General features: G+C 66.6%; 8 protein-coding genes and 2 pseudogenes. 3 read left to right on the top strand and 7 right to left on the bottom strand.

Annotation, left to right across the window (positions count from 1 at the left end; genetic code table 11):
• Nucleotides 1–44: 44 nt before the first annotated feature.
• The 3 genes and pseudogenes from ABD747_RS22540 to ABD747_RS22530 form a co-directional block, all read left to right on the top strand.
• Nucleotides 45–550 (top strand): annotated as a pseudogene (locus tag ABD747_RS22540) (transposase); the annotation flags it as partial.
• 84 nt (nucleotides 551–634) lie between these two features.
• The gene (locus tag ABD747_RS22535) at nucleotides 635–778 is read left to right on the top strand and encodes a hypothetical protein (protein ID WP_344808890.1); all 144 of its coding nucleotides are present in this window, start codon (nucleotides 635–637) and stop codon (nucleotides 776–778) included.
• Between the two features lie 603 nt (nucleotides 779–1,381).
• Complete coding sequence (locus ABD747_RS22530; protein WP_344808888.1) at nucleotides 1,382–1,567, top strand: hypothetical protein; 186 nt, start codon at nucleotides 1,382–1,384, stop codon at nucleotides 1,565–1,567.
• A gap of 299 nt (nucleotides 1,568–1,866) precedes the next feature.
• Here ABD747_RS22530 and ABD747_RS22525 read toward each other — a convergent pair whose 3' ends face one another.
• The 7 genes and pseudogenes from ABD747_RS22525 to ABD747_RS22500 all read right to left on the bottom strand — a co-directional run bounded on the left by ABD747_RS22525 (nucleotide 1,867) and on the right by ABD747_RS22500 (nucleotide 12,717).
• Nucleotides 1,867–3,294, bottom strand: coding sequence for an NAD-dependent malic enzyme (locus ABD747_RS22525; RefSeq protein ID WP_344808886.1), 1,428 nt, complete (start codon nucleotides 3,292–3,294; stop codon nucleotides 1,867–1,869).
• Between the two features lie 397 nt (nucleotides 3,295–3,691).
• The gene (locus tag ABD747_RS22520) at nucleotides 3,692–4,189 is read right to left on the bottom strand and encodes an Hsp20/alpha crystallin family protein (RefSeq protein WP_344808884.1); all 498 of its coding nucleotides are present in this window, start codon (nucleotides 4,187–4,189) and stop codon (nucleotides 3,692–3,694) included.
• Nucleotides 4,190–5,363: 1,174 nt separating this feature from the next.
• Nucleotides 5,364–5,510, bottom strand: a complete 147-nt coding sequence (locus tag ABD747_RS26795; protein WP_425562572.1) for a mycothiol transferase — start codon at nucleotides 5,508–5,510, stop codon at nucleotides 5,364–5,366.
• A pseudogene (locus ABD747_RS26790) lies at nucleotides 5,486–5,719 on the bottom strand (mycothiol transferase); the annotation flags it as partial. The gene ABD747_RS26795 and the pseudogene ABD747_RS26790, both read right to left, overlap by 25 nt.
• A gap of 595 nt (nucleotides 5,720–6,314) precedes the next feature.
• Nucleotides 6,315–6,830 (bottom strand): DUF5994 family protein, encoded by a 516-nt coding sequence (locus ABD747_RS22510; RefSeq protein ID WP_344808880.1) that lies wholly within the window; start codon nucleotides 6,828–6,830, stop codon nucleotides 6,315–6,317.
• A 403-nt stretch (nucleotides 6,831–7,233) separates the two neighbouring features.
• Nucleotides 7,234–8,217, bottom strand: coding sequence for a fatty acid desaturase family protein (locus ABD747_RS22505; protein ID WP_344808878.1), 984 nt, complete (start codon nucleotides 8,215–8,217; stop codon nucleotides 7,234–7,236).
• Between the two features lie 1,707 nt (nucleotides 8,218–9,924).
• Nucleotides 9,925–12,717, bottom strand: coding sequence for a tyrosinase family protein (locus ABD747_RS22500; protein ID WP_344808876.1), 2,793 nt, complete (start codon nucleotides 12,715–12,717; stop codon nucleotides 9,925–9,927).
• Between the last annotated feature and the right edge of the window lie 583 nt (nucleotides 12,718–13,300).

Genomic DNA, 13,300 nt, shown 5'->3' with positions numbered 1-13,300 from the left:
AGCGATCCCGCGACCACGTCGGCATAACCATCAGATCGGCATAATGGGTGTTATGCCGACGTCGGCATAACACCCACTATGCGGCGAACCTGATGCAGGTCACCCCGAAGTCTTCCTGGGGCTGGGTGAAGGCGTTGCTGCATTCGGTCTACGACCAGCCCGATGCTGAGGCGGTGCATGCGCAGTTCGACCGGATCGTCGACGCCCTCGCCGACAAGCTTCCCCAGGTCGCCGCCCATCTCGAGGACGCCCGGACCGAGATTCTGGCGTTCACCGCCTACCCGAAGGACCTGTGGCGTCAGATCTGGTCGAACAACCCCAACGAGCGGTTGAACCGGGAGATCCGGCGCCGCACCGACGTAGTCGGGATCTTTCCCGATCGCGGCGCGATCATCCGCCTGGTGGGCGCCGTCCTCGCCGAGCAACACGATGAGTGGGCCGAAGGACGCCGCTACCTCGGACTCGACATCCTCGCCAAAGCCGACTCACCAAGATCACCAACGACACCGACGAAAGCGAGGCCATGACACCCGCCGCACTCACCGCCTAAAGTGACCGAAACAGATCACCCGGTGACGTCTTCATCCACCACCACCCCGGACTCGGCCCTTGAGCCGGGCGATCGAGGCCGGTGATGCTCGACAATCAGGTGGCGCGCTATGCCGACCATGCGCAGGTTCAGGTGCGGGAGGTCGGCCCGAACAACAACTCGCCGGGACCGATGCTCCAGTTGCTCGGTACGCTGGCCTCCAGATCTGGTCCACGCCACGGCTGCTGAACACGCCAAGCCTCCAATCGTTTCGCTCGGTGTGGTCGGGGACCACCTCGCGTTCATCGAACGATGGCGTCACCGCAATGGCCTGAACATGTTGTCGAGCAGCACAGGGAGCGAGCCGCCTGGCTTCGTGGAGTCTCGTTCACGATCACTCACCGACCCGTTGGTGGGCGCCGTATCGGCTCGGTCTAGAGGCAGCGCGACGGGGCGTCCCCACTGCCACCACGTCCGCGATCTCATCGAACTCCTCCAAGAGTTTCACGACTTTCAAGATCACCAGGGAAGCAAGGTCGTATCTATCACCCGAATCCGGCTCCATCCCTCGCCCGTCAAACCCTGACGACAACCTGACGCACAGAACGCGACGGTCGAGCGGTAGGTCGTTCGTCTGTCCATCCGACGCCGACGGATCGTCGACTCGCCGAGGTTGAATGTCGTTCCTGGCTTGGCGAGCGCAGGCAGGGACGGTTGGGCCACCGGTCGCGGACCCAGGGCCGTGGTGGTCAGCTACGCGGTCACCGACGACCGGGTGGTGTTCGCTTACCCGAGTACAACGAGATCCGCCAGTACGCGCCCGGGCGCCGGATCACGTTGAGTGTGAGCTGGGTGTGTGCCAGGACCCACCTCCGCACCGAGGTCGTGGTCCGCGGGGTCGGCTTCGTGCCCGATCATCAGTCCAGCCTGGCGGCGGCGGTTGATCTCGGCGAGGAGTGGCCGCCCGGCATCTCCACCCAGCTGATCTGTCTCGATCTGGCCGTCGTCGAAGGCACCACGCAGCGCCCTCGAACCTGAGAGTTGGGGACGACGGGTAGTGTGTGGCCGCGCCCCTTTTGAGCGGGGCCGGTCGCGACGTAGGGACGCAAGACCCGCCTGACACCCCGAGCCTCGCGTCTCCGATCTAACGTGGAGTCGAGCGGGGGATCGCCCCTTATCCGAATCGCACGCCATACCGGTTGGCGCTGCCACCAAGGCAGCAGGTCTGACTACCGCCAGGTACCCTCGGAAGGACGCAGCTCAGAGGTACCTGCCTTCAACCTACCCGTTGAACGGCGCTCAGGATGAGGATGACGGCGTCACTGTTCATGATGCGCTCAGACACTGACGTCGTCGTCGCCGAGCCTCGGGCGGTCGTGCGGGCCGCCGGCCGCTCGTCGGACGGCGGTGGCCACGGTTTGGTGCACGTCGGGGTTGAACACGCTGGGGATGATGTAGGTGGCGTTCAGCTCGCCGTCGGTGACTATCGATGCAAGCGCGCGAGCGGCGGCGAGGAGCATGGTCGAGGTGATCTCCGCCGATTGGGCGTCCAGCAGTCCGCGGAAGACACCGGGGAACGCGAGCACGTTGTTGATCTGGTTCGGGAAGTCCGACCGTCCGGTGGCGACCACTTCCGCGTGCTCGAGCGCCTCGGCCGGGTCCACCTCCGGCTCCGGGTTGGCGAGCGCGAACACGATCGCCCGGTCCGCCATCTTCGCGACGTCATCCCCGGACAGCACGCCGGGCGCCGACACGCCGATGAACACGTCGGCGCCGATCACCGCGTTCTTCAGCGACCCGGTGAAGCCCGGGTGGTTGGTGTTGTGCGCCAGCCAGGCCAGTTCGCCGGTCAGCCCGTCCCGGCCGCGATGCACCACGCCGTCGATGTCGGCGACCACCACGTGCTGGACGCCGGCCGCCATTAACAGCTTGATGATCGCGGTGCCGGCCGCCCCGGCCCCCGACATCACGATCCGCACGGTCTCGATGTCCTTGTCCACCACCCGCAACGCGTTGTACAGCGCGGCCAGCACCACGATCGCCGTGCCGTGCTGGTCGTCGTGGAATACCGGGATGTCCAGCAGCTCCCGGAGCCGCCGCTCCACCTCGAAACAGCGTGGCGCGGAGATGTCCTCCAGGTTGATCCCGGCGAAGCCGGGCGCGACGGCCTTCACTACCGCAACGATCTCATCCACGTCCTGGGTGTCCAGGCACAGCGGCCAGGCATCGATCCCGGCGAACCGCTTGAAAAGCGCCGCCTTGCCCTCCATCACCGGCAGTGCAGCCTGCGGCCCGATGTTGCCGAGCCCGAGCACAGCTGATCCGTCGGTGATCACCGCGATGCTGTTCCGTTTCACTGTCAGCCGTCGCACGTCTTCGGGATTCTTGACGATGGCCAGACAGACCCGGGCAACCCCAGGGGTGTAGATCATCGACAGGTCGTCACGGGTGCGGATCGGGTGCTTGCTGTTCATCTCGATCTTGCCGCCGAGGTGCATCAGGAACGTCCGATCGGACACCTTCCCGATTGCCACCCCGGGCACCGCCGCCATGGCCTGCGCGAGCCGCTCCGCATGATCGGTGTCCCGGGCCGCGCACGTCACGTCGATCTGCAACCGCTCGTGACCCGACGCCGTCACATCCAACGCGGTGACCAGCCCGCCGGCCCGCTCTACCACCGTCGCCAGGTGGGAAACCATGCCGCCGCCGGCTGGGACCTGCAGACGGACGGTGATCGAATACGAGACAGAGGGGACGGCACCCATCGGCGTTGTGCTCCTCGAGCCTGGGCGGGCAGCCACCAGCGATGATGCGGATACCCGCGTGGGTCAATAGTACGCGCGTTGCGCTGTGGCGCCGGCCGCATCGATTGGTGTAGCTGAGTTCGGTGCATGCGGACAGCGGGTGCTTGGTCGGTCACTAGTATCGGTGCTGACGACTCGGCAGACGTCACGCTGCGCACCTGCTTGCTGAGCAAGCCGAGCTGGCATCCCCAGCCACGATGCGCAGGTCGCGCCACGCGGACACGCGCCGAGCTATCCGAACAGGACCGTTGCCCCTCGACTGATGAGTGGCTTTGATATCGCCGGTTGAACCGATACGCGAGGTCGTTCGTCGACGGGGCGCGACGCGGATGGCTGGCCGACGATGTGAGGACAGGTGTCAGCTGGCGTCACCCACGCTGGGGGTCGGCGCATCACCCGGTTCGACGGCGCTCCCTGAAATGGTGCGGCCACCGGCCGCCGCGTGGGTAATCTCGATCCGGCGCGGCTGGCTCCGCGATGATGCGGGAATGGTGACGTGCAAGACGCCGTCTGTGTAGGCGGCCGTGAGGTTCTCCGAGTCCACACCCTCTCCGAGTGAGAGCTGCCGGGCGAACGAGCCTTGCGATCGCTCGGCAACGATGACCTGCTGCCCTTCACCGTAGCCAGGTACTCGCTCGGCCTGGATCGTCAAGGCTCCGGAGTCGACGGTCACCTCGATGCTGGCTGGGTCGACGCCGGGCATGTCGAGATCGACATGGTAGCTGCCATCATCGTCACGGTAGACGTCCAGCGGCATCCCAAGGGGTGCGCGCGTCCCGCCTGCCGCGATCGACATCAGCCGATCGAGCTCCCGGGCAGGGTCACGGAAGGGCTCGAAGAACCTGATCACGGACATCGCTGCATCCCTCCTGGCGCGCGGTTGGCTCAAGGTCTGCGCACCGTCTCGCACAAGGTGTCCTTTTAAAACATGGTAGTCCTCCCAAGGCCTGCCGGCTCATGCCTGGCAGCCCTGAATGTGTGTGCGCGCAGACATGCGGCGCCCGGCCGGCTCGACCTGTCGGCCTTCGCGACGCCGGATCCACCAGGGCGACCTCGCCACGTCGTCCGGGCCACCGGCGCTGGCCTTCGGACCATGTTCGATGCAGTCGGCAACGGTTGGAACCTCAAGGCCGGGATCGTCACACAAGCTCGGCTCGCCAAGTCCCGGCCCGTCCGGCTCCGGAAGCCGCCCTTGGGTTCCTGCCGGCACCGTCGGCCGAAGAGATCCGCACCGGGCTCGTCACGTTCGCGGCGGTCTACGAGCTGGTCGAGGAGGCACAGCGGATCACGGACCTGGGTGATTCCAGTGGACTCCACTGTGGCTCGGGCGCATCAGCATGCTGCTGAGCACGCAAGCTCCACGGGAGCTGAGTGGAACCAGAGCTGCAGCCTGGGCCGCCGACCTGGGTTGATCCCAGGGTTGATGGAGCAGTGGACCGGCGCGGACGACCGCTCGATTCGGCTCACGCCTGGGTCAGGCCGGCGACTACCCGCAGCGGTCTCCTTCGACAGGGTCAGTGCATTCCCCGCTCAGGGCACAGCCGATCGGCCTCGACTGGGAGTACGTCCAGCGGCTCCTGCGGCAAGCTTACCAACCAGGCCGTTGCGGGACTCCGTCAGTTCACGGTCGATCAACACATCGACGAGCTGCTGCGGCGACGACCCCAGGCCATCTTCAGCTTGTTCGGACGCTCGCTGCTGGCGTTCGCGGAGACCACGGCACAGAAGTCGCACTTGGGCGTCGGTAGACGCGTCGTCCTCACGACCATGACCCCAGGCTGTCGCATCGCTCCCCGCACGCCACGTCCGGTGGCTCCTGAGGCGTCGAGCGGGGAGTCCACGTCAAGACGGTGTGACGGGCGGCTCGGAGCTTCTTCCCGACGATGAGCCATGGAAACTCGCAGCATGACCCTGTGGGGGCTCCCTAGTGACCGCCGCGGGCCGACTGGTCTGCCGCGACATGTAGGGCGTTGGCTGTGGTACGCCACAGCCACAACACGCACGGTAGCGCCGACAGCCAGGACGAACGGTCACCGCCCCGTCTGTCCGTCGATCTGCTCCCGAATGATGTCGGCCTGGCCGGCAGGACGAAGGGTTTCCCCGATCGCCGCGAGCAGCACCCACCGCAGGTTGTTGATCTTGCCGCTTCGAGTTAGCGGCGCGTCTTGGTCGCCGATCGCTTCAAATATTCGGTTGCTGGCCGTAGGCCTCCTTGTAGGCCCGAAGCATCCGCAGCGAGAGCGACGGATCGACCTCCATGAGCGGACCCTGTCGCCTTGCCGCCGGCGGCGATCTCCTCGAACCACAAGGACTCGACGAAGGTGAGGTGCTGCAGAATGCCGGCAGCGTTCGTCCCAGAGTCGACGGTACTACGACGGGCATCAGCCTCGCTGAGTCCGCAGCCTTCCTCAGGATCCCGGCCCGAACTCCGTCGAGCACTGCGCGGAGCTCCTGCAACTCAGGGGTCAGGCCGGGACGACGATCAGCGGGCAGTGGGTTCGGTTTGCCACGGCATGCGCGACCGAACGGCTCCAGCCTCTCCGGCCGTGTGGTCGGGACGCCCGACGACTACCGCCGCGGCGTCGAGGACTCCTGCACCAACGTCGAGCTCGGGGTGTGGACGTTCCTTGACGTGGTGCTTGGACATTTCCGGAGCCTCCATGACTGCGCTCCACGGCCGAAGTACGGCGGGTCGGCTCGCTCGCGCCGGGCGGGGATGTGCAGCTGGGGCGGTCGCGTTGGGAGGGCCTGGCAACGCCGTCACGTTCAGCCTACCGAACGCCGCGGACGAACGGGCACAGCTTTCCGCTGCGACGCGCGGCGCCTTCCGCGGGGACTGGGTCAGCGCTCGTCGTCGAAGGCGTCGTCGTCCAGGCTTCTTTGACAGGTTCGCGAGGCCGTTGGGGCTCGGTCGACCGTCGCTACTGCCTCGAGGAACTCCGAACTTCGCCTTGGCCGCCCATCGGCGCAGGAACTGATCCTCAGTTGCCGGAAGAGGGAGCCGTTCCGCCGTCGTCGTCCCAGTGCAGCAACAGGTCTGCCCGGTCTTGATCTTGGGACTCCAGCAGGATGGTCGTGGCGGACTTGGAGTTGGATGGGGTGGCGGCGGTTCGCATGGCGTGTCGGGCTGCCCTGGCGTCGCAGTCGAAGGGGACTACCAGTAGTTGGAGGATCTGCTCGGCGTGTGCCGAGACTCCGACCAAGATCACGCGGTGGGTGTCGTCGTGAGGGAACGATCCGAGCCTGACGTAGCCTTTGGTGGCGGTGAGTCTTCGGCGGCTCACGTCCCAGTCCGGGGTTGAGTAGGCGATGTGGCAGATTCGGTCGTAGCCGGCGGGAAAGTGGTCGACCAGGGCGACCGCCTCGACTGCTAGGTCGCGGCTGTACGGCCACCATGCGCCATCCAACGCGCCGCGGCCGATCGAGGCCGCCAGCTGGAGACGTAGGGGATGCTTCTCAACCGGGGTGTTCGACCGACGCGGAGCCGGCAGCGTCACCGCGGTCGGAGAGGTACGGTCGTTGGGAGGAGCAGCGAGTTCTGAGACGGACATGACTGTCGCGATTCCACCTGGTCCTCGGGAGAGTCCGGGGTTGGAGGCTGCTGGGAGCAAGTAGCTACAGTCTACTCCGACCGGCGGCCCCAGCGACGCGTGTCGCGGCGGAGTCGGTCGACTCGGCCGGTTGTCCGCCGGAGGTCTGCGCGAGCGGCGCGACGACCAAGATCAAATGATCGGTGCGTGCCCTCGTCGTGGTGCGGGTTCGGGGGGTCGCCGGCGACAATCCGGATGACGGCCGCGGTCGGGCCGTGGTCGTCTTCGTCACCGACGCCGGGCTCGCGTCGGTCGGTTCTCGGCCAGGCGGGCAGAACTGCCGGCAGGGTGGTGGTGACGGATGCTTGGGTTACAGGGCGCGGCGTTGCGCGACGAGGGGGCAGAGGAAGGGGTCCTTGCCGTGGAGCCCGACGCTGTTCAGATAGCTGATGACGGTTCGGTAGGCCTGCCACAGGGTGGTCCGCGTGTACGGGACGCCGTTGGCTGCGCAGTAGGCAGAGACCAGGGGCTGTGCCTTGCGTAGGTGGGGCCGGGCCATTGACGGGAAGAGATGGTGCTCGATCTGATAGTTCAACCCGCCCATGAGGATCGAAACCGGCCAGCCGCCACTGATATTGCGGCTCATCAGCACCTGACGCCGGAGGAAGTCCAGCTTCAACTTCGGCGACACCAGCGGCATGCCGATGTGGTTGGGGGCGAATGACGAACCCATGTAGAGGCCGAACATGGCGAGCTCCACGGCGAGGAACGCCGCCGCTTTCTCCGGTGGGAGGACGAGAAAGACCAGCGCCACCAGCCCACCAAGGCGGACGGTGAGGAAGGTCAGTTCCACCCAGCGTCGCTGAACCCTGCCTCTACCGACCACGCGACGGATGCCGTCGAAGTGCAGCGAGGCTCCTTCGAGGAGCAGGACGGGGAAGAAGTACCAGCCTTGATGGGCCACGATCCACCGCATCTGTCGGCTTCGGTGGCGGGTGGCCATCGCGGGGGTCATGGCGATCGCGGTCAACGCGATGTCGGGGTCGGCGCCTTCCTTGTTGGGGTTGGCGTGGTGGCGGTTGTGCTTGCTCTGCCGTGAGCCGTAGCTGATCCCTACCAACAGGTTGGCGATGATCAGACTCACCCAGTCGTTCCAACGGCCGGACCTGAACATCTGGCGGTGGGCGGCGTCATGGCCGAGGAACGCAATCTGAGTCGCTACGACGGCGAGGACGGCAGCGTTGGCGAGTTGCCACCAGCTGTCGCCGATCACGATGAAACCCACCACCCAGGCGATCAGGACGACGATGGCACCGATCAGCTTTGTCCAGTAGTAGCTGTAGCGGCGTCGCATCAGGCCGAGCTCCTGGATATTGCGGGTCAGCGCTGTGAACGAGCTGCCCGACCGGTCCGCGGGTGGGCCAGTGCTGACGCCTGCGTCCTGCGCGACGGGTACGCCAGATCCAAGCGGGTCTTGGCCCACAGGAACTATGAGGACTGAGCTTGTCATGGGAAAGCCGATCTAGCAGGCGATCCGAGTAGGTGCTGGGCGTGAGCAGGATGCTCGTCGAGCCGCGAAAGGACGTGAACGGCGGCTTGGCCCCCAGGCCGGCTGCTAGCCACAGCACACCAATCATACGACCGCTCACATGGAAACGGGTGGGCGAGCCGGCGTCCAATATGGACGGAACCTTTGGCGGCGGTTCGACTCCTGGTTACAGCCCGGCTGCGGCCAGGAGCCGTCCCGATTCGGGACGCTGCTGTCTACTGCACCGCGAAGGGTTCAGATCAAGCGTGCCCGGTGTGCTCTCTCCGGGTTCTGTGCACCTGTTTGAACGTTCCGATTCTCGAGAACCCGGCGGCCGGCCGCCTCATCGTCGTGACCCAAGTATGCCGCCGTATGGGCGCACGCATCAGCTTGCGATTCTCCTGGACCCGGCCCGATGGTGTTCCTGGTCGTCGTGCTCCGTCGTTTGGCGACAGCCGCCACGCCTCCCCAGTCCGCGCCGCCAGGCCCGGTCCTGGCACAGCCGAGTCTCCACCAACAGGCTTGGGCGTATCACGCGAGGTGGGAATTCGATGTTCAGCACCGATGCTGCGCGATCGGCAGCCCCCGACCCCGTGTGCCGGACGTCCGCGCGGGCGGCGATCCGGCCGAACCCTGTGGTCGTCATCATCTACAGACTCCCCACGGCTGTCGAATCCTGACGTCATGGTTGATCGACGCGGCCAACCATCAGGCTCAACTGGCCGACCCCTAGACTGAGGTCTTCACAAAGCCCCGGGAGCCGAGATGGCACTACGCCTGAACAGCCGGGTCGTTGCGGCACATGACATCAAACGCGGCGATGTGCGCGTCCCCGTCGGCACACCTGGGCGGATTATCGCCCGCGGAGGCATCATCACTCTCAGGTTTACGGTTCAATTCGAGCCGGCGGCTGGCGAGGGGCCTGTGACGGTGTTCAACCGCTTGACGTGGAGAGACGTGACCGAAATGCCCGACGAGCCGGAGCGCCTCGCCGGGCTCAGCCGGCGAGCCTGACGGCCTCCGCACCTTCTTCCATTGTGGGGTGGCCTCCCCGACCCCGCCGCCGAGCGGAGGCATTCCCCGCCCGGGAGTGGGGTTATCGGTGGCTGCCAGTTCCCGCGCCGACCTGCGGAGCGGTCGGCCTGAGAAGTCGATCACGGTCCGATCCTGTTCTGACGGAATGATCATGGGCGCGATTTGGCCGCGGGAGCGGCCTACTTGGCTCTCACTGCCCGCGGAGCGGGCATATCGGGCGGAGACCAAACGACAAACACGCCCTGGAGAAGGGGCTCCCTGGAGCACCCCTTCGCCGCTGCTCGCTTCCGGGCTGCAACTGTCGGGATTCACTGCGGACACGCTCGCGGTAGGTGCATGACCTCGCCGCTTCACTGGTGCTCTGCAGAACGGGGCCCAGCAGACCGACGCTTCTTCCGCACGAAGCGAAGTCCCCCTCCCAGCCCCCGCGGACGCCGGGGGAGCCGGTCTGGGGCCTAGTTTGCGGATGGCGGTAACTGGGTGACCGGTGCTCAATGGTTAGCGCACGACGGCGGTCGAGGCGTTGAGGATGCGGGAGAATCGCTCAAGGTGGCAGTCGGGTCCGCACTGGTCGTCGTCGTGTCCGCCGGGCCCGTCGTTGTCCTGTTGCTGTTGCTGGTGTTGGTCGTGGTCGTGACCGTCGTGGCCGGGTCCGCTGTGGTCGGCGCAGTAGGTGCCCTCGATATACACGCCGTAGTGTGTCCAGCCGGGCACCTCCGCGGGACCGAGGTGACTATGCAGCGGCCCTGCGTCGTGCGACACGATGACAGCCTCGCGGTCGACCACCGCTCCGACGCCTGGGTCTTTCTGCTCCAGCCAGCCGAGTACGAGTGCGGGGTCGCGGGCCTTGTCGCGGCTCCGCGGCACCCGGGTCCAGTCCGGAACGTTGTCGCCGACCTCGTCGAACAGGCGCCTGACGTCGACGCGCGGTCCGACGGCACGGCCGAGCGATCCCGCGACCGCCAGGGTGCCGACCGTCGCCGACAGCTGGACGGTGAAGGTCAGCTTGTCGCCTAGGTGGACGATCGGGTCGGCGACGATCTCGGCAGCAATAGCAGTCCGCGCGTAGACTCCGACGACCACGGTGCCGGACGGTCCGTCGGACCGGTTCGTGCCCAACGGCATTGTGTCGAGCCGGTGTGCCGGACCGTTGACCACAACGTTGCGGGTCGCCACCGTCCCACGCCGTTTGATCGGCAACGCGCGGGCATACCGTGCACCGCGGGTGGGCCAGCCGGCGACCGGGGTGATCAGTTCCCCGACCAGCGGCATCACCATCGCGTCGTCGAGCCGGGCCCGATAGCTGACCATCAGCATCCAGGACCCAACCCAGCAGTCCGTGCAGGCGCGGCCGCGTTGGACCACCAGCGACAGCCTGCCGGCCGCGCGGCTGGTCGTCACGTCTACCCCGGGACAGCAGCCGCAACCACCGCCATGGCCGGTGTGGCCGGACATGTCAGCGGTCATCGAGGACCCGTAAACCATCTCCCCGCCCGGTCCGTGCAGCGTGAAGCCCCAGTTTTCGTCGATGAAGTCCATTCCTTGCGCGGTCAGCACGAATGCGTCCTCGGCCGTGGTGGTGTCGTAGGTGAGGTGTGCGTGCTCTCCGGCGAACAACTCGACGACCGGGTCGAACACGGCCGTGAAGCCGATCGCGCGGGCGAGGGCGTTGGTGTAGAACTTGTCGATCGTGCCGGCATTCTCGCCGTGAAACACCTGCTGGCTCGGCAACGTCACCTCGCCCTTGGCGACCAGCGCGGCGAGCGTCGCATAGTCGACATCGGCGCCGGTGCCGAAGCCCATCGCGAACACGGCGGTCCGGGTCAGGCTACCGTCGGGCACGGCGGCCAGCGGTGTGCCCGAGGTCAGCAGGCCGTCGGTGAGCATGGCGACGTAGCGGTGCTCATCGGCCGGCAGGGCGGCGAACGGCGGTTCCGACAGCGTGCTCCGGGTATCGAGCAGAGCGTCCGCGAGCGGTGTGTCGCCGCCGGGTGTCATCGGCGCGACGGCGGCGTCAAACCCGGCCCGGCTGACCGCGCCGCCCGGCTTGACCAGGCCGTAGCCCGGTGCCGGGAAAACGTGGGCGAAGTCGTTGGCGCCCAGCCCACGGAACGTCTCCAAGCCGGCAACGACATAGGTGATCCCGCTCTGCTGCACCGTTTCACAGTCCTGCAGGAACGCCGACACACCCCGCTTCGCCGCGTCCCACTTCGTCACCGGCGGTAAGGCAAGGTCCATCGGGTCGGGCGTCATCTGCAACATCGAGCCGGTACGGTCCAACCCCAGGCCGATCACGGTAATCGTGTCGTAGGCGTAGCCGAACGCCGCCCGGTAGTCGAGGGTGTCGACGTTGCGCCTGACGGGTTCGGCCGAGAAGTCAGGCATCGGGATGCTGCTGGCGATCGCCGCGGTGGTGCCGAAGCCGGCCTGAGAGCCCACCCACGGATACATCACATCGTCGCGGTTGTGGTACGGATCGCCGCCGGCGATCGGGTAGACGTCCGCGTGCCCGTCGGTCTGCCACATCGCCCACAGCCGGTCGATGTTGCAGTGGTGCAGGTAGAACAGCGGGTCGAACGGAGAGTAGGCCGGAAAGCTCATCTGCCCGGACGGGCCGCCGACCCACCCGTGCAGGTCGTTGTGCATCCGGTTGCCGCTGGACAGACCGGCGCCGCTCTCCACGGCGTTCTGGAACGCGGCATAGGTCGGTTTGGCCAGGGCCTGCCGCAGGTCGGTGGCACTCGGAAGCTGCGCGACGGCCCCAATGCTGCGGCGGAGCGCACCGGCGCCTCCACCGAACGCCGTCGGCAGACGCCAGCCGACGAGACCGGCCGGCCACCAGGCCGGGACCGGCGTCGGGTTTGCCCCAGTCCCGGGCGCGTCCTCGGCGAAGTAGCCGCTGGTCACCCTTCCTGTCCCGGCTACGCCGTTCGGCCCGAGAAACGTCGGGGTCATGATCGAGGCCGGGTCGGTCCAGTCCCAGTACGGGATCGTCACACCCGGCACGTAGGACGCCAGCTGCTGCTCGACCCGGTAGAGGAAGTAGCGATGCCAGCTGAAAAACGCGTAGGCGCCGCTGCCGCCGTGGCCGAAGTTGACCGACGACGCCACCCCCGGCGCGGTCGCGAGCTGGATCATCTGGTGAATCGCCACGTTCTCGTCCCAGCGGCTGTACTGCTGGCCGGCCGGCGCGCCCGGATTGACGATGTCGGCCTTCATCAACACGCAGGCCCTGACAAAGTTCTCCCGCTCGACAGCGGACAGGAACTTGGCGTTCTTTCGGATGCTCATAGGGTCCCCAAGGGTCTCGACAATGTGCTGCTTGTCAATACCGGATCAGGTCCGGCTAATCTCTGATACCTCCGGGCATGGCTCAGTCGTGGATTTGAGCAGCGGTTCTCTGTCGAGCAACGTCGACTACTGGATGGAGGACTGTCCCGCGGCAGCCCGCACGACCTGCTCGGCCGGCCGACGGCCGCACCGCCGCCCTCGACCCATGATCGCAATCTTCGATCTCGAAGGTCGAGGGCGATCCGCCCCGATTGTGCTGCTTGAATTCGCATAGTCTGGTTAGGTCGTCGCACGCCGGGATCATTTGGAGCCGTGTGGCAACCGACGAATCTGGTTGCTGAGGATGGCGAGGCGGTTTCCGTGGAGCCAGTCGACCGCGTGATTTCGCGTTTGCATCGACGCGCTGCTTCAGTTTTGCGAGGCGGGGTATGCGGCGCTTCGAGTGGACGCGTCGCTCCTCGCTGTGGGGAGCCGTCAACCCGGCCCCGCCGCGCACGATCGCGGTGAGGTCGCTTCCACGATGGATCGTCGGGCACGTACCTGCCCGTGGAAAGGAAGTGTGGCGTGGCCACAGTCAGTTTCA

Source organism: Microlunatus ginsengisoli, from assembly GCF_039537205.1.
In the GTDB taxonomy this organism is placed as follows: Bacteria; Actinomycetota; Actinomycetes; order Propionibacteriales; family Propionibacteriaceae; genus Microlunatus; species Microlunatus ginsengisoli.
The sequence above is the reverse complement of the archived record's forward strand: the minus strand, read 5'-3'. Positions and strand labels throughout refer to the sequence as shown.

Excerpts from the sequence above, each read along its gene's own strand:
- ABD747_RS22520 (WP_344808884.1), bottom strand. The coding sequence starts at position 4,189 with ATGTCCGTGATCAGGTTCTTCGAGCCCTTCCGTGACCCTGCCCGGGAG.
- ABD747_RS22505 (WP_344808878.1), bottom strand. The coding sequence starts at position 8,217 with ATGCGACGCCGCTACAGCTACTACTGGACAAAGCTGATCGGTGCCATC.
- ABD747_RS22535 (WP_344808890.1), top strand. The coding sequence starts at position 635 with ATGCTCGACAATCAGGTGGCGCGCTATGCCGACCATGCGCAGGTTCAG.
- ABD747_RS22525 (WP_344808886.1), bottom strand. The coding sequence starts at position 3,294 with ATGGGTGCCGTCCCCTCTGTCTCGTATTCGATCACCGTCCGTCTGCAG.
- ABD747_RS22500 (WP_344808876.1), bottom strand. The coding sequence starts at position 12,717 with ATGAGCATCCGAAAGAACGCCAAGTTCCTGTCCGCTGTCGAGCGGGAG.